Origin of the sequence: Methylocystis sp. IM3 (genome assembly GCF_038070105.1) — a bacterium.
In the GTDB taxonomy this organism is placed as follows: domain Bacteria; phylum Pseudomonadota; class Alphaproteobacteria; order Rhizobiales; family Beijerinckiaceae; genus Methylocystis.
The window spans coordinates 213,864-230,368 of the sequence record NZ_JBBPBZ010000002.1; the positions used below are offsets into that span (position 1 = coordinate 213,864).

General features: G+C 65.0%; 16 protein-coding genes. 7 read left to right on the forward strand and 9 right to left on the reverse strand.

Annotation, left to right across the window (positions count from 1 at the left end):
- Positions 1-72 precede the first annotated feature (72 nt).
- On the forward strand, positions 73-2,667 hold the full coding sequence (locus tag WOC76_RS02810) for a TonB-dependent receptor (RefSeq protein WP_341104019.1): 2,595 nt from the start codon (positions 73-75) through the stop codon (positions 2,665-2,667).
- A gap of 74 nt (positions 2,668-2,741) precedes the next feature.
- Here the strand turns inward: WOC76_RS02810 and WOC76_RS02815 are convergent, their stop codons facing one another.
- The 6 genes from WOC76_RS02815 to groES form a co-directional block, all read right to left on the reverse strand.
- Positions 2,742-4,139, reverse strand: a complete 1,398-nt coding sequence (locus WOC76_RS02815; protein WP_341104018.1) for an NAD(P)(+) transhydrogenase (Re/Si-specific) subunit beta — start codon at positions 4,137-4,139, stop codon at positions 2,742-2,744.
- A gap of 5 nt (positions 4,140-4,144) precedes the next feature.
- Positions 4,145-4,594: a proton-translocating transhydrogenase family protein gene (locus WOC76_RS02820; RefSeq protein WP_341104016.1), complete on the reverse strand. Its 450-nt coding sequence runs from the start codon at positions 4,592-4,594 to the stop codon at positions 4,145-4,147.
- Between the two features lie 38 nt (positions 4,595-4,632).
- Positions 4,633-5,766 carry a Re/Si-specific NAD(P)(+) transhydrogenase subunit alpha gene (locus WOC76_RS02825; protein WP_341104015.1) on the reverse strand — a complete coding sequence of 378 codons (1,134 nt, stop codon included), beginning with the start codon at positions 5,764-5,766 and terminating at the stop codon, positions 4,633-4,635.
- 79 nt (positions 5,767-5,845) lie between these two features.
- On the reverse strand, positions 5,846-5,992 hold the full coding sequence (locus tag WOC76_RS02830; protein WP_341104013.1) for an aa3-type cytochrome c oxidase subunit IV: 147 nt from the start codon (positions 5,990-5,992) through the stop codon (positions 5,846-5,848).
- Positions 5,993-6,196: 204 nt separating this feature from the next.
- Positions 6,197-7,831, reverse strand: coding sequence for a chaperonin GroEL (gene groL, locus WOC76_RS02835; RefSeq protein WP_341104012.1), 1,635 nt, complete (start codon positions 7,829-7,831; stop codon positions 6,197-6,199).
- Between the two features lie 48 nt (positions 7,832-7,879).
- On the reverse strand, positions 7,880-8,167 hold the full coding sequence (gene groES / locus WOC76_RS02840; RefSeq protein ID WP_341104010.1) for a co-chaperone GroES: 288 nt from the start codon (positions 8,165-8,167) through the stop codon (positions 7,880-7,882).
- Between the two features lie 217 nt (positions 8,168-8,384).
- On the opposite strand from groES, the gene lspA reads away from it, so the two are divergent.
- The 4 genes from lspA (at position 8,385) to WOC76_RS02860 (ending at position 12,514) form a co-directional block, all read left to right on the forward strand.
- Complete coding sequence (gene lspA / locus WOC76_RS02845) at positions 8,385-8,897, forward strand: signal peptidase II (protein ID WP_341431261.1); 513 nt, start codon at positions 8,385-8,387, stop codon at positions 8,895-8,897.
- Positions 8,898-9,016: 119 nt separating this feature from the next.
- Positions 9,017-9,745 carry a hypothetical protein gene (locus WOC76_RS02850; RefSeq protein ID WP_341431262.1) on the forward strand — a complete coding sequence of 243 codons (729 nt, stop codon included), beginning with the start codon at positions 9,017-9,019 and terminating at the stop codon, positions 9,743-9,745.
- An 81-nt stretch (positions 9,746-9,826) separates the two neighbouring features.
- Positions 9,827-11,161, forward strand: coding sequence for a M16 family metallopeptidase (locus WOC76_RS02855; RefSeq protein ID WP_341104007.1), 1,335 nt, complete (start codon positions 9,827-9,829; stop codon positions 11,159-11,161).
- Positions 11,162-11,230: 69 nt separating this feature from the next.
- A complete protein-coding gene (locus tag WOC76_RS02860; protein ID WP_341104005.1) occupies positions 11,231-12,514 on the forward strand; it encodes a M16 family metallopeptidase in 1,284 nt (427 codons plus the stop codon).
- Between the two features lie 126 nt (positions 12,515-12,640).
- Here WOC76_RS02860 and WOC76_RS02865 read toward each other — a convergent pair whose 3' ends face one another.
- Positions 12,641-13,471: a class I SAM-dependent methyltransferase gene (locus WOC76_RS02865; protein ID WP_341431263.1), complete on the reverse strand. Its 831-nt coding sequence runs from the start codon at positions 13,469-13,471 to the stop codon at positions 12,641-12,643.
- 351 nt (positions 13,472-13,822) lie between these two features.
- On the opposite strand from WOC76_RS02865, the gene WOC76_RS02870 reads away from it, so the two are divergent.
- Positions 13,823-13,990, forward strand: coding sequence for a hypothetical protein (locus WOC76_RS02870; RefSeq protein ID WP_341104003.1), 168 nt, complete (start codon positions 13,823-13,825; stop codon positions 13,988-13,990).
- 197 nt (positions 13,991-14,187) lie between these two features.
- Entirely contained in the window at positions 14,188-15,078 is an 891-nt protein-coding gene (locus WOC76_RS02875; protein ID WP_341104002.1) for a hypothetical protein, read from the forward strand.
- 99 nt (positions 15,079-15,177) lie between these two features.
- Here WOC76_RS02875 and WOC76_RS02880 read toward each other — a convergent pair whose 3' ends face one another.
- Together WOC76_RS02880 and fabI are read right to left on the reverse strand one after the other, a co-directional pair.
- Positions 15,178-15,375, reverse strand: coding sequence for a hypothetical protein (locus tag WOC76_RS02880; protein ID WP_341104001.1), 198 nt, complete (start codon positions 15,373-15,375; stop codon positions 15,178-15,180).
- A gap of 265 nt (positions 15,376-15,640) precedes the next feature.
- Positions 15,641-16,498: an enoyl-ACP reductase FabI gene (gene fabI, locus WOC76_RS02885; RefSeq protein WP_341104000.1), complete on the reverse strand. Its 858-nt coding sequence runs from the start codon at positions 16,496-16,498 to the stop codon at positions 15,641-15,643.
- Between the last annotated feature and the right edge of the window lie 7 nt (positions 16,499-16,505).

The following is a 16,505-nucleotide window of genomic DNA, read 5'->3' on the forward strand; positions in this document are numbered from 1 at the left end:
CCGAAACACAAGGCGCAAAAGCGCCGGATCAGACGCGTCGCCCGGCGACGCCCGAGGAAGGATTCCAGTAAAATGTCCCGTCATTTCCTGTTGCGCGGCGTTTCCGCCGGCGCATTGTCTTTCGTCGTTCTCACGCCCGCCATGGCGACCCATACCCTGCCGACCATCGACGTCGGCGGCCAGCGCCGCGCCGCCGCTCATCGCGGACCGGCGCGCCCGGCAGGCCCGGCCGTCGCCCAGCCCGCCGTCGTCAGCCCGGAGCCGGCGGCGCCGGTCGCGCCCTCGCCGGTCGTCTCGCGCTGGTCGCCGACGCTCCCCGACGGCCGCCCCGCCTTCGTCGAAAAATGGCAGCTTCCCAATACGGTCGCGAGCGTCACGCGCCAGCAGATCGAGCGTCAGGTCAATATCGTCGATACGGAAGACGCCGTGCGCTACATGCCGAGCCTCTTCGTGCGCAAACGCAACAACGGCGACACCCAGGCGGTGCTCCAGACCCGCACCTGGGGCGTCGCCTCCTCGGCGCGCAGCCTCGTCTATGCGGACGATCTTCTGCTCACGGCGCTCATCGGCAACGACAACACCATCGGCGCCCCGCGCTGGGGCCTCGTCGCGCCCGAGGAAATCGACCGCGTCGACTTCCTCTACGGCCCCTTCGCCGCGCAATATCCCGGCAACTCCATGGGCGGCGTGCTGAAAATCACGACGCGCATGCCGGAGAAGCTCGAAGTCTCCGTCAAGGACACCGTGTCGGTGCAGGACTTCTCGCTCTGGGGCACGAACAAGAGCCTCGTCAACAATGTGACGAGCATGTTCGTCGGCAACAGGATCGGCGATTTCTCCTACACGGTCTCCGGCAACTGGCAGCGCGGCTCGCAGCAGCCGCTGACCTATACGACGACGCCGTCGCTGATCCCCGGCTCATACATCATGAGCAATGTCTACGGCACAACCTTCGCGAACGTGCTGGGCTCTGGCGGCAATCTCAACAACGATCAGGTCAACGCCAAGCTCAAGCTTGCCTACGACTTCACCAATACGATCCGGGGCACTTATACCTTCGCCTTCTGGTCCAATGACGGCGCCTCCTATCCGGAAAACTTCCTGGTTCCGGGCTATGGCGCCAATTGGGGGCCGACGACCAATTTTCTGGGCACGTCCGTGCTGCAGAACTTCGCCAGCGCCTATTACCGGGTGCAGGAAAAGATCATGGTCAACGCCGCCGCGATCAAATCGAATAGCGGCGGACCTTTCGACTTCGAGATTTCGGCGTCGAACTTCACCTACCTACAGTCCGACCAGGTCTCGCCCTTCTCGGCGACGCCGCCGGCCGGCTATACGCTCAACGGCCGCGACTCGGTCTTTACCGGCACTTATTGGACCCTCTTCGACGCCAAGGGCATCGCGCGTCCCCCGGAAGGTCCGTTGCAGGGCCACGACATCAGCTTCGGCGTCCACGGCGACCAGTTTCATCTCAACAACCCGGTTTGGCTGACCTACAATTGGGCGTCGGGGCTCGCCGCTAACACGGGAACCGCCGCCTCGATCGCGCAGGGCACGACGCGCACGCAGGCGCTCTGGACGCAGGACGCGATGATGCTGCGCGACAATCTCAAATTCACGGCGGGCATCCGCGGCGAGGTGTGGCAGGCTTCAAACGGCTATAATCAGGGCGCCAACACCAACGCCTTCGGCACCGCTTTGACCGGCGCGGTCAGCACGAGGCTGCCAATCTATCAGCCCAACCAGTACAGCACGCGCTTCTCGCCCAAGGGCTCGCTCGAATATTTCTACGACGATCACTGGACCGTCAGGGGCTCGATCGGCATGGCCAACCGCTTCCCGACCGTTCGTGAGCTTTATAATCTGACGACGCTCACGAACACCGGACAGGTGACCAACCCCAATCCCAATCTGCGCCCCGAAAACGTGATCAGCTCCGAGCTCGCCTTCGAACGCAAGATCGGCAAGGACGGCACGGCGCGCGTCTCCCTGTTCGACGAGCAGACCCGCGACGCCATCATCAGCCAGGTGACGCTCGTCCCTGGCACGGCGATTCAGGCCACCACGCCGACCAATGTGCAGCGCATTCGCAACAGCGGCGTCGAGGTGGCGTTCCAGAAGGACAATGTCCTTCTGCGTGGGCTCGAGGTTCTGGGCAGCGCGACCTGGCTGAACTCGCGCATCATCGCCAATCCGACCTGGATCCCGACCGCCGCCAACGCCGAACTTCCCTGGGCGACCTCGGTCGCCGGCAAGAACGTGCCCAACGTGCCGAACTGGCGCGGCACGCTCGCGCTCACCTATCGGCCGGACGATCGCTGGTCCTTCACGGTCGCGGGGCGCTATCAGAGCAAGCTGTGGCGCACCATGGCCAACAACGACCGCGCCTATGGGATCTATTTCGCCTTCGATCCCTTCTTCGTCGTCGACACCAAGATCAACTACAAATGGAGCGACCGGTTCTCCTTCGACTTCGGCATCGACAACGTCAACAACTACAAATATTTCCTGTTCCATCCCTTCCCGCAGCGCACCTATTATTTCGCCGCGAAATATGAATATGGACGGGACAAGAAGGGCGCCCCCGGCATCTTCTTCACGGGCGACGAGGCCGGCCTGCCGGATGTTGCGAGCTGGTTCCAACCGGTGGCCTTCAACTGGGATTGAGCCGCCGAGGCTCGATAAAAAAGGCCCGGGAGCAAAACTCCCGGGCCTTTGTTTTTGCGCGGAACGTTCTTTCTCTAGTGCGACAGCGCCTTGACGATGGCCTCGACGGTCTTCTTGGCGTCGCCGAAGAGCATCATCGTATTGGGGCGGAAGAAGAGTTCGTTCTCCACGCCCGCATAGCCGGAGCCCATGCCGCGCTTGAGGAAGAGAACAGTCTTCGCCTTCTCCACATCGAGAATCGGCATGCCGTAGATCGCCGAGGATTTGTCGGTCTTCGCCGCCGGATTGGTCACGTCATTGGCGCCGATGACGAAGGCCACGTCCGCCTGGCCGAATTCCGAATTGATGTCCTCGAGTTCGAAGACCTCGTCATAAGGAACATTGGCTTCGGCGAGCAGCACGTTCATGTGGCCCGGCATGCGGCCCGCGACAGGGTGGATCGCATAGCTGACCTCGACGCCCTCCTTTTTGAGAAGGTCGGCCATTTCGCGCAGCGCGTGCTGCGCCTGCGCCACCGCCATGCCGTAACCCGGCACGATGATGATCTTGCCGGCGTTCTGCATGATATAGGCGGCGTCTTCTGCCGAGCCCTGCTTGACGTTGCGCGTCTCCTTGGCGCCGCCTCCGACAACCGTCTCTCCGCCGAAGCCGCCGAGGATGACGGAAATGAAGCTGCGGTTCATGCCCTTGCACATGATGTAGGAGAGGATCGCGCCCGACGAGCCGACCAGCGCGCCCGTGATGATCAGCGCCAGATTGCCGAGCGTGAAGCCGATGCCCGCCGCCGCCCAGCCCGAATAGGAGTTGAGCATGGAGACGACGACCGGCATGTCGGCGCCGCCGATCGGAATGATGAGCGTGACGCCGAGCATGAAGGAGACGAGGATCAGCAACAGCAGCCAGAAGCCCGATTCCGTCGTCACGAAGAGCAGGATCAGCGCCAGCAGGCTCACGCCGAGCAGGATGTTGATCGTGTGGCGCTCGGGAAGCAGGATCGGCTTGCCGCTCATGCGCTCGGAGAGCTTCAGAAAGGCGATGATCGAGCCGGTGAAGGTGATCGCGCCGATCGAGGCGCCAAGCGACATCTCGAAGAGGCTTCCGCCCTCGATATGGCCCGGCGCGCCGATGCCGAAGGCGTGCGGCGCGAAAAAGGCGCTGCCCGCCACCAGCACGGCGGCGAGGCCGACGAGCGAATGGAAGAAGGCGACGAGCTCCGGCATCGCCGTCATCGGCACGCGCTGCGCCACATAGGCGCCGACGCCGCCGCCCGCCCCCGCGCCGATCAGGATCAGCACGAGCCCCGCGAAGGGCGGCAGATGCAGGAGCAGCGTCGTCGCCACGGCGACCGCCATGCCGATCATGCCATAGCGGTTGCCCTCGCGTGAGGTCGCTGGCGAGGAGAGGCCGCGCAGCGCCAGAATGAACAGCACGCCGGCGACGAGATAGAGAAGGGCTGCGATATTCGCGCTCATGGCGGTCAGCCCTTCTTCTTGTACATGGCGAGCATGCGTTCGGTGACGAGGAAGCCGCCGAAGATGTTCACGCAAGCGAGCACGAGGGCGATGAAGCCGAGCCATCGCGCCCAGTCGGAGCCGCTGTCCGTGACGCTCGCCGCTTCGACGCCCACCGAGAGAAGCGCGCCGACCACGATGACGGAGGAAATGGCGTTGGTGACGGACATCAGCGGCGTATGCAGCGCCGGGGTCACGGACCAGACGACGTAATAGCCGACGAAGACGGCGAGGGCGAAGATGGCGAGGCGAAAGACGACCGGGTCGATGGCGCCGCCGCCCAGCCCATGCGAGGCGGCGGCGGCGGCCGTCTGCGCGATCTCCTCGGAATAATGCTGCGCCTGATCGGCGAGCTGTTTCGCGGCCTCGGCCGCGGCCCGCGCCTTTTCGAGCAATTGCTGCGTAGAGTCGGTCATGGTTCGACGCCTCTCGTGATTTATGGATGTTTCGAGGTTCAGGCCTTCTTGAAACGTTCGTCGGCGACGACGCCGTCGCGCGTGAGCGCGGTCGCTTTCACGAGTTCGTCGTCCCAATTGATGGCGAGCTGCTTTGTCTCCTTCGAGATCAGCGTCTCGACGAAAGCGAGGAGGTTTCTCGCGTAGAGGCTCGAGGCCGTCGGGGCCATCCGGCCCGGCAGATTGAGCGCGCCGACAATCTTCACGCCATTTTCGACGACGGTCTCGCCGGGGCGCGTCAATTCGCAATTGCCGCCGCGCTCGGCGGCGAGATCGACGATGACCGAGCCTGCGCGCATGGAGCGGACCATGTCGGCGGAGACGAGGCGCGGCGCCGGACGCCCTGGAATGAGCGCCGTGGTGATGACGACATCCTGCTTGGCGATGTGACTCGCGGTCAGTTGCGCCTGCGCCGCCTGATACTCCTTCGACATTTCCTTGGCGTAGCCGCCGGCCGTCTGCGCCTGCTGGAACTCCTCGTTCTCGACGGCGAGGAATTTCGCGCCGAGCGATTCGACCTGCTCCTTCGTCGCCGGGCGCACGTCGGTCGCCGTGACGATGGCGCCGAGGCGGCGCGCCGTGGCGATGGCCTGAAGGCCCGCGACGCCGACGCCCATGATGAAGACCTTGGCGGCGGGCACGGTGCCGGCCGCCGTCATCATCATGGGGAAGGAGCGGCCATATTCGGCCGCAGCGTCGATCACCGCGCGATAGCCCGCGAGATTGGCCTGGGAGGAGAGAACGTCCATGGATTGCGCGCGGGTGATGCGCGGCATGAACTCCATGGCGAAGGAAATGGCCCCGGCGCGGGCGAGATCGGCGAGCGCGGCCTCGTTCCCGAAGGGATCCATGATGCAGATGACGGCGAGATTGGGCTTGGCGCCGGCGAGTTCGGCGGCGGCCGGACGCCGCACGCGCAGCACGATATCGGCGCCCGCGAGCGCCGCGGCGGCGTTCGGCGCGATGGTCGCGCCGGCGGCGGCATAGTCCTCATCGGAAAAGCCAGCCCCGGCGCCGGCCCCCGACTGGACTGCGACCTCTGCGCCGAGACTGATGAATTTCTTGACGGTTTCTGGCGTCGCCGCGACACGCGGCTCTGCTTTGTCCGTTTCGGCCAATACGGCGATGCGCATGACGAACTCCGGTTTTGAAAACGAAAACCGTCGCCGTCATGGTGGCCCCTGACGGCTAGGCGTGAGGGGCGATTGGCGTTTACCGCGCGAAGAGGAGGAAGAGGCCGAGCAATGTCACCGCCGAGGCCGCCGCGGAAAATTTCAGCAGCCACAGGAAGCCGTTATAGGTTTTCATATGTTCGGCCCAGTCCGCGTCCGTGGACGCCGACCCGCGAGTGCTCGCCATCTCTTGGTCTCCCGATCTCGAGGTTTGAACGCGCGAACAGAACCGCCGCGCGCAGGGCCGATGCTAACCGAGCGGCGCCCATCCCGCAACGCCCGCCGCCGCGCGTTTTCGTCGCTGATGCGGACGGCGCCGGGAGCGCCTCGGCCCCACGAAAAAAGCCCCGGATTTCTCCGGGGCTTCGAAACGTTTGGAGAGGCTTTGGACTTAGAAGTCCATGCCGCCCATGCCGCCCGCCGGCATCGCCGGCGCGGTTTCCTTCTTCGGCGCCTCGGTGATCGTCGCCTCGGTGGTGACGATCAGGCCGGCGATCGACGCGGCGTCCTGCAGCGCGGTGCGCACGACCTTGGTCGGGTCGATGATGCCGAGCTTGATCAGATCGCCATACTCGCCCTTCTGGGCGTCGAAGCCGAAGCCGTAGTCCTTCGACTCGAGCAGCTTGCCGACCACGACCGCGCCGTCGCCGCCGGCGTTGTCGACGATCTGGCGGGCCGGAGCCTGGATCGCCTTGCGCACGATCTCGACGCCGGTCTTCTGGTCGGAGTTGGCGACCTTGACGCCGTCGAGCACCGAGATGGCGCGCAGCAGAGCGACGCCGCCGCCCGGCGACACGCCTTCCTCGACCGCCGCGCGGGTGGCGTTGAGGGCGTCGTCGACGCGATCCTTCTTCTCCTTCACCTCGACTTCCGTCGCGCCGCCGACGCGGATCACCGCGACGCCGCCCGCGAGCTTGGCGAGACGCTCCTGGAGCTTCTCACGGTCGTAGTCCGAGGTCGTCTCCTCGATCTGGCCCTTGATCTGGGAGATACGGGCCTCGATGTCCTTCTTGTCGCCGGCGCCGTCGATGATCGTGGTGTTCTCCTTCTCGATGCGCACGCGCTTGGCGCGGCCGAGCATGGGAAGCGTCACGTTCTCGAGCTTGATGCCGAGGTCCTCGGCGATCATCTGGCCGCCGGTGAGGATCGCAATGTCCTCGAGCATGGCCTTGCGGCGGTCGCCGAAGCCCGGCGCCTTCACGGCCGCGATCTTCAGACCGCCGCGCAGCTTGTTGACGACGAGCGTGGCGAGCGCCTCGCCCTCGATGTCCTCGGCGACGATGACGAGCGGCTTGCCGGTCTGGACGACGGCCTCGAGGATCGGCAGCAGCGGCTGCAGCGTCGACAGCTTCTTCTCGTGGATGAGAATGTAAGCGTCGTCGAGCTCGGCGATCATCTTCTCGGCGTTGGTGATGAAGTAGGGCGAGAGATAGCCGCGATCGAACTGCATGCCCTCGACGATGTCGGTCTCGGTCTCGAGGCTCTTGGCCTCCTCGACCGTGATCACACCCTCATTGCCGACCTTCTGCATCGCCTTGGCGATCTCTTCGCCGATGAAGCGGTCGCCATTCGCCGAGATGGTGCCGACCTGGGCGATCTCGTCGTTGGAGGTGACCTTCTTCGAGTGCGTCTTGAGGTCGGCGACGATGGCGTCGACGGCGAGGTCGATGCCGCGCTTCAGATCCATCGGGTTGAGGCCGGCGGCGACGGCCTTCGAGCCTTCCTTGGCGATCGCGGCGGCGAGAACGGTCGCGGTCGTGGTGCCGTCGCCGGCGGTGTCGTTCTGCTTGGAGGCGACCTCACGGACGAGCTGGGCGCCGAGGTTCTCGAACTTGTCGGCGAGCTCGATCTCCTTGGCGACGGTCACGCCGTCCTTGGTGATGCGCGGCGCGCCGAAGCTCTTCTCGATCACGACGTTGCGGCCCTTGGGACCCAGCGTGACCTTCACGGCGTTGGCGAGAATGTCGACGCCGCGCAGAATGCGGTCACGGGCGTCGGTGGAGAAACGGACGTCTTTGGCAGCCATGTGAAACTCCTGAATGGGGGATTAGAAAGCGTTGAGGGCGGGGCCGAGTTATTCGACGATGCCCAGGATGTCGCTTTCCTTCATGATCAACAGGTCTTCGCCGTCGATCTTGACCTCGGTGCCGGACCACTTGCCGAACAGGACGCGGTCGCCGGCCTTGACGTCGAGGGGAACGAGCTTGCCGCTCTCGTCGCGGCCGCCAGGGCCAACCGCAACCACTTTGCCCTCCTGGGGCTTTTCCTTGGCGGTGTCGGGGATGATGATCCCGCCCTTGGTCTTTTCCTCGCCTTCAATGCGCTTGACCACGATCCGGTCGTGCAGGGGACGGAACGCCATTGCAATGTCTTCCTTTTCTGCGCTTCGGACGAAAGCCTCCGCCCGTCGCAAGCCATAAGCGAAATTGTTGGCACTCTCTTTCGACGAGTGCCAGCAGCGACACGCAGATATGTTGGGCGGGGCCCGATGTCAAGATTGAAGCTGCTCCGGATGGCTAGCCCGGCGGGCCCGGCAGGGGCTAGAATGCCCGCCAACGCCCGCGCCAGAGAATGAGCCCTTGTCCTTTTCCGCTTCCCCCCGCGCCACCGGCCTCGCCGCCGCCTTCATCGCCGCTCTCGTCGATCAGACCCACAAGTTCTGGATGTTGCATGTCTTCGGCATCGAGTCCCGGCCGCCGGTGACGCTCGCGCCCTTTCTCGACGTGACGCTCTCCTGGAACTACGGCGTTTCCTATTCGCTCTTTCCCGCCCACGAGGGCGCCGGCCGGGCGCTGCTGCTCGCCGGACAGGCGGTCATCGTCGCCGTCCTTCTCGCCTGGATGTGGCGCGCCCGAAGCCGCCTGACGGCGCTCGCGCTCGGGCTCGTCGTCGGAGGCGCGCTGGGCAATGCGCTCGATCGGGTCGCGCGCGGAGCGGTGGCCGATTTCTTCTACCTGCACACGACGCTTCCCGTCGGGCCGCTCGCCAACTACGTCTTCAACGTGGCGGACGTCGCCATTACGGCCGGGGTGGCGCTGCTTCTCTTCGAGAGCATTTTCCCGCCGCCGCCCCCGGCCGAAAGCGCAGCCTGAAGGGTTTCGCCACTAAATCGCCACCAAGGCGCGCTCATGGTGCTTTTTTGACAGGCGGCCAGGCAAACGCGCGCCCAGCGTCCGCCCAATGTCTTCGTTTTGGCCAAGGAGTTCGAATGATGAAGCTCGCACGATCCCGGCGCCGCGCCGCTTTCGCGCTGGCTGGCCTCGTGGCGGTCTGCGGCGGGGCGGCCAGGGCGGCCGACGACAAATCCACCGTCAGCGCAGTCATGGAGCTTTTCGGCTATTCGTCGGACCCGACCGCCGCCTCCATCGATTACCGCGAGCGTCCGAAGCTCGTGCTGCCGCCCAAGATCGGCGAGTTGCCGGCGCCGCGCGACAAGGTCGACCGCCCGGCCGACTGGCCGAGCGACACGACGACCAATCGCAACCGGAGCACGGACCGTTACGCGCGCGTTCCCAACGCGCCCCCGCCGGAGAAAAAGCCGGGGCTCCTCGAACGCATGCGCGGCCCCCGGCCCGACGCCGCGCCCGGCACGGACGACGAACCCGGCTTCTTCCAGCGCGTGCTGCTCAAGAAGCGGTCCGACGTCGCTCTTTCGTCGGAAGAGCCGAGCCGTCGCATGCTCACGGAGCCGCCGTCGGGCTACCGCCGCCCGTCGATGGACCTCAACAAGGTTCCTGATGCGGAGGCGAAGAAGTCGAGCTGGTGGAACCCTCTCGGCTATTTCGGCAATAAGGACGACAAGGATCCGGTGGCGCAGCCGGGCGCGACGACCCCCGCGCAGCAGGCCAAGCAATCCGGCGGCCAGTCGAGCGGCGAGTCCGATTCCTGGTTCCGCATGCCGCGCTTCGTTCTCAAGGATCCGGACAAGGACAAGGATTGAGTTCCGGCCGCGGGGATTTCGGCCTATATAGTGACGAGGTTTTTGGTTCGGGCGGCCGGGCGCCGCCAGAAAGGCCCGTCCATGTCGTTTTCCACCCTGCCGCCGACCGTCTCGCTCACCCCGGGCGCGGCCGGCGGTTCGGCGCACGCCGGCGCCGAGGTTTCGCATTTCAGGCTCGACAACGGTCTCGAGGTGGTGGTCATCCCTGACGCCCGTACGCCCGTCGTCACCCATATGATCTGGTACAAGAACGGCTCGGCCGACGACCCGATCGGGAAGTCCGGGATCGCCCATTTCCTCGAACATCTGATGTTCAAGGGCACGAAGAGCCATCCGCAGGGCGAATTCTCCAATCTCGTGGCGGAACTGGGCGGCCAGGAAAACGCCTTCACGAGCTATGACTACACGGCCTATTTCCAGCGGATCGGCAAGGAGCACCTCGGCACGCTGATGCAGTTCGAGGCCGACCGCATGACCAATCTCGTGCTGACCGACGAGGTGGTCGCGCCGGAGCGCGACGTGGTGCTGGAAGAGCGTCGCATGCGCACCGACAACGACCCCTCCGCCCAGCTCGACGAGGCGGTGCAGGCGGCGCTCTACGCCCATCACCCCTATGGCACGCCCATCATCGGCTGGAATCACGAGATCGAGAGCCTCAATCGCGAAGACGCGCTCGCCTATTACGACCGCTTCTACACGCCGGAGAATGCAATCCTCATCGTCGCGGGCGACATCGACGCCGAAGAGGTCGCGCGTCTCGCTCGGGAGACCTACGGCCGGATCCCGGCCCGCTCCGAGCCGCCGCGGCGCAACCGGACCAAGGAGCCGCCGCATCGCGCGCATCGCCTGGTCTCGCTCTGCGACGAGAAGGTGGAGCAGCCCGCCCATGAGCGGGTCTTCCTTGTTCCCTCCTACAAGACCGCCGCGCCCGGCGAGGCCGAGGCGCTCGAGACGCTCGCCCACATGCTCGGCGGCGGCGCGACCAGCGCGCTCTATGAGACTCTGGTCGTCGAGGAGAAATACGCCGTGGGCGCGGGCGCCTATTATCTCGGCTCGGCCGTCGACGACACGCGGCTCTGGGTCTATGCGACGCCGGCGTCGGGCGTGTCGCTCGAGGAGCTCGACGAAGCGATCGACCGCGTGCTCGCGCGGTTCATGGAGCAGCCGATCGACGAGGAGCACCTGCGGCGCGCCCGGACGCGACTCGTCGCCGACGCCATTTACGCGCAGGACAGCCAGGCCTCTCTCGCCCGCTGGTATGGCGAGGCGCTGGCGACAGGGCTCACCATCGAGGATGTGGCCGCCTGGCCCGCGCGCATGGAGGCGGTGACGGCCGCCGACGTGACCGCCGCGGCGCGCAAATGGCTCGACAAGCGCCGCGCCGTGACCGGTTTTCTTCTGCCGGCCGACGCCTGACGCCCGAACGCCAAGGGGCCGGCGCCGCCGCCGGCCCGATTTATTTCCAGGAACGCCACAGGAAGCCTCATGACCGCCCACGCCCCCGCCGTTTCCATGGCCTCCCGCGCCGAGCATGTGCAGAAGGTCGTCACGCCCGGCGGGATCACCGCCTGGCTGGTCGAGAGCTACGCGGTGCCGCTCGTCGCGCTCGAGTTCTCGATGCGGGGCGGCGCCGCGCAGGACCCGGCCGACAAGCCGGGCCTCGCCACGCTGCTCGCCTCTGTGCTCGACGAAGGCGCGGGCCCCTATGACGCGCGCGGCTTTCACCGCGCCATCGACGAGCTTGCGATCCACCTGGGTTTCGGCGCCGACCGCGACTCGATCTCGGGCCATCTGCAAACCCTGTCGAAGAACGCCGACAAGGCCTTCGAACTTCTGAAACTGGCGCTCACCGAGGCGCATCTCGCCGAGCCGGATGTGGCGCGGGTGCGCAGCCAGCTCGTCGCCGAGTTGAAGCGCGACGCCAACGATCCCGACGCCATGGCCGCGAAGGCCTTCCGCGAGGCGGCCTTTCCCGGACATCCCTATGGGCGCCCGGTGCGCGGCGACCTCTCCTCGATCGAGACGCTGTCGCGCACCGACCTCATCGCGATGCGCGAGCGCCTCTTCGCCCGCAAGGATCTCAAGATCGCCGTGGTTGGCGCGATCGACGCGCAGACGCTCTCGGATCGCCTCGATGCGACCTTCGGCGCCTTCGCCATGGTCAATGATCTGATCGAGATCGCGCCGACGACCATCGCCGGCGAGGGCTCGCGCCACATCGTCACGCTCGACGTGCCGCAGACGACGATCCGCTTCGGCCGCACCGGCGTCACCAAGCGCGATCCGGATTATTTCGCCGTGGTGGTCGCCAATCACATCTTCGGCGGCGGCAGCTTCACGGCGCGGCTGTTCAAGGAAGTGCGCGAGAAGCGCGGCATGGCCTACAGCGTTTACGCGCAGCTCAACGAATATGACCAGTGCCCGATGCTGATCGGCGCCGCAGCGACCAGAAACGAGCGCGCGGGAGAAGCCTTGCGCGTGATCGAGGAAGAGGCGCGCCGCTTTGCGGAAGAAGGGCCGACCGAGGACGAACTCGACAAGGCCAAGAAATTCCTCATCGGCTCCTATGCGCTGCGCTTCGACACCTCGACCAAGATCGCGAGCCAGCTCGTTCACCTCCAGATGGACGGCTTCGAGCCGAGCTATCTCGACGAAAGGAACGGCCGGATCGCCGCCGTGGGCCTGGAAGACTGCAAACGCGCGGCCAGAAAGCTGCTCGGAGACGGGAAGCTGCTCGTGGCGATGGTGGGGCGGCCGGAGGGCGTGTGAGGATCGGCGCCGATCCGGCGCGAACCGATCAGCCGACGCCAGATCTGAGACAGGACGAGGCGCGATCCGCGACCTTCATCCTGCCTCCCGGAAGCGAGGCGCAGCGCAGCGCGACACGCGCGCTTCTCACGCCTGCGCGGAAGAGTCCAGCGTGCAAATGGAATAATAATCGTACATGACCGAGTCCGTTTTCCTGCCTGGCCAATAGGCGCGATAAAGATCGGCGAACCTTGCCTTGTCGGCGACCCTCATCCCGCATGTGGCGGCCAGGGCTCCGAGGTCGTTCACACCGGAGATCCACGGGGCGCCGATGGCCGCGAACCTCTCGGCGATCTCCGTCACCTCTGGCTCTCCGGTTTTTTTCGCGATCAGCTCTTCGGCGACATAATCGAAAGACACCGAGCAGCTTCTTATCTCTCGCCGCATCTGTGTCAGGACCTGGACGATCGCTTCCTGTGAAAGATACATGGTGTTTCCTTCCCAGATGAAGTGAGCGTGGCGATCGAAATCGAACCCCTGCGGCCGCAGGAGGTCTCCGAGCCCCGCCTCGACATAGTTTCCCGCGATGAAGGTCGCGCCGGGAGTGATTCCGCTCTCCTCGAGCTTCGCCTTCTTGAAGGCCAGGGTCTCGCCATCGTCGATTTCGAAATAGGCGACATTCGGCGCAGCCTTCCTTTGGGCTCTGGTGTCGAGACCCGCTCCGAGAAGGACGACTTGCCTGCATCCGCGCTTGAGCTGCATGTCGAGCTGATCGTCCAGGTAACGCGTTCTCAGCCGCACATTGTTTCTGACAGGCGGGAAGGAGGCGGAAATGCAATCCGCAGCCTTCCTTGTTTCTTCGTCGAGGAAAAGCCGGACGTACGGGTCCCGGTACAGGGGGGAAGCTTCTCTGTTTTCGTCGTCGCGAAACTCGGCGACGATGAAAGCTGTGCCTTCGACGTTGTGGACACGGGTCATGGGCGCGTTGCTCCAAATGGCGCGAGCCAAAGGCTGGCGATGATGGCGAAGTCTATATCTGGCGCATTTTCGGGCGCGCCCCTGCCCTCCGTGTCGGAGCTCGTCCGGGCGCTGGCGCGCGAAGAACCGGCGCCTCAATAGAACAGGCGCAGGACGCGAGCCAGGCCGCCCGTGTTTGATGCCACCGCCTGGCCCGAGGTCCGCTTTCCGGGGATCCAGATTTGGCTGGACACAGGGTTGATTCGTGCTAGCCTTTCCCTGCGTCAAAGTGACGCGTCGTCCCCTGTGAGGGAGGGCGACAGCGCCTAAAGCGAACTCACCGATCCACCGATCCAAAGAGGAGTAACGTTTATGGCTGGCAAAGAACTCGAAATCACCTCGACAACCTATATGATGGCCGGCGTTGGCGCCGTCATCCTGGGCGGCCTTGCGGCTGCGGCGCTCGGGGGCCTGCAGAATACGATCGCCGCCGCCGTCGTCGGCGGTCTGGCGGGCGGATGCCTCGGCCTGTTCTTCTAAAAACTTCCTTTTCGCCTCACGACGCTGGGCGCATAGTCCCAGCGTCGACTCCCCGCACGCGCGATCGGACCGTCGTTTCAGAGCGTCGCTCATGACGAGTTATCCGGTCAATTCCTAATCCTTGCGGCGGGCCATCCATCGCGAACGCGGGAGGGAGCCAATATCTCGCCCGAATTTGAATGCGGCAGGAGCTTTTCATGGATGCTGGCCCGGTGGAGACGTGTCCGGGAACGCCTCGGGAAGACGCCGTTCCCGATACTGTCGCCAATCTGAACATGACTTTCCGATCGCTGTATGGCGCCAATCGGGACCAACTTCTGGCGGAAACTCCGCTGGCGGCGCTCACCCTGATTGGAACCGGCGAAATCTGGCGCGTCGAATACGGCCAGGTGACGAAATCCTACCCGCCGGCGGAACTGCTGCCGAAGATCAAGGGATTGATGCATGCGGTGCTCGGCGCTCATGGGGCCTGGGGCCTGTTGCTGCGCAATCGGGACGACGCCTCGTCAAAGGCGGCGATGCAGCTGAACGCAGCGCTCGGCGAGGCAATCGAGAGGGTTTCAGCCGAATTGCCAGCCGAATTGGCGATGCCGGCGCATGCGGTCCTTACCGAACTGAAGACGCTTTCCGACGCATGGCGTTCGGGCCAGGAGGCGACGGCTGACCAGTTTCCGGCGGCGCTCAAGCGAGTCAATCCGCAGCTCGAAGAGATCATCAGGGCCGTGGGCCAAGCCTGCTTCGACTCGCTGACGGGCGGATTCCAGGCATTGAAGGACGAGAGCGACCCGGATCATTGGCGGCAATGTTTTGTCGGCGTCTGCGGCCCCGGACAAGGCCGGCGCGACAATATCGAAATTTCCGCGGCGATGACGATCATGGGGCGCGACGCTGTCGGCGTCCGTCTCCTCTATCTGGAAAACGCCCTTTCGATCCCCGACGGACTCAGGTTCCTGGCCGCCGCAATCGTCGAAAAGGATCTGGGTCGAGCTGTTTTCGGCGATCCATATCGCATGTGGCGCGATCTCCTTGCCGAGACGGCCGCCGAACATGCCGGCGGCAGCTTCTTCCCTCAGCTTGGACCAGAGTGACGATTGCCTTGCGGCTCCCTTCGGCCCCGCTCGAACGATCGGGGCCGTGGAGTCCGGTGTTCCGGGCTCGGGCGGCCGGCGATCATCCGGGCGCGTCGTTCAAACGCTCCCTTTCGACGCCCGCTCCTCTTTCCGCCGTTCCTCCGCCTTGAGCTGCTCGAGGAGCAGGCGGATAGACTCGGGGAGCGGTTGCCAGAGCACATTGGACAAGGCGGCGCGCAGCGCAAAACCGAGCTCACGCTGGAGCGTAGCGTAATCCCGTTCACCCGTTGAGCCGGTAGTGTCTGTGCGGAGCATCGTCTGTCGCCCTGAGATGAAGCTGCTGGGGCAGGTTGGAGAGAATCAGGAGATTGGAATTGCGGCGCTTGATTTCGAGCAGTGGCGCATGCTCCCGGCAGTCCGAATTTGCTCCCCGTCGGCGCCGTGATCGCCGGCCCCCTTCAGGCGCAGGCTGGAGGAAGGTCCATCCGGCAATGTAACCGACAAACTGGCCCCTGCGCCGAATGGTAAACGGGAGATCGCAAGAAAAAGCCCTCGCCAGTCGAGCGGGCCCCTGATGCGGTCACTTCTGGGGCAGCAGCGCCAGCAGATCGGCCATCTTCGGCGCGGCGGCGGGGTTCATCATGCCAACGACATGATAGCCGGCGTCCACATGCAGGATTTCGCCGGAGACGCCGCGCGACATGGGCGAGAGCAGGTAAACAGCGGTCTCGCCGACTTCCTCGATCGTCACGACCCGACGCAGGGGCGCGTTATATTCGTTCCAGCGCAGGATATAACGGAAGTCGCCGATGCCGGAGGCGGCCATGGTCTTGATCGGGCCGGCCGAGATGGCGTTGACGCGAATGTTCTTCTCGCCCAGATCCGCCGCGAGATAGCGCACGGAGGCCTCGAGCCCCGCCTTGGCGACGCCCATTACATTGTAATGCGGCATCCATTTCTCGGCGCCGTAATAGGTGAGCGTCAGCAGCGAGCCGCCTTCCGGCATCAGCTTTTCGGCGCGCTGGGCGATCGCCGTGAAGCTGAAGCAGGAGATGTTCATCGACATCAGGAAATTGTCGAGCGTCGTGTCGACGTAGCGGCCGTCGAGCTGGTCCTTGTCGGAATAGGCGAGGCAGTGCACGACGAAATCGACCTTGCCCCAGAGCTTTTCGACTTCGGCGAAAACGGCGTCGATCGTCTCGGGCTCGGCGACGTCGCAGCGGCCGACGACATGGGCCTTCAGCTCCGCGGCGAGCGGGCGCACGCGCTTTTCGAGCGCCTCGACCTGATAGGTGAGGGCGAGCTCCGCGCCGGCGTCGGCGCAGGCCTTGGCGATGCCCCAGGCGATCGAGCGGTTATTGGCGACGCCCAGAATCAGGCCCTTTTTCCCGGCGAGAATTCCGGCGAAAGGAGCGGCGGGCGCGGCTGGCTGTGTCATCGGGGCG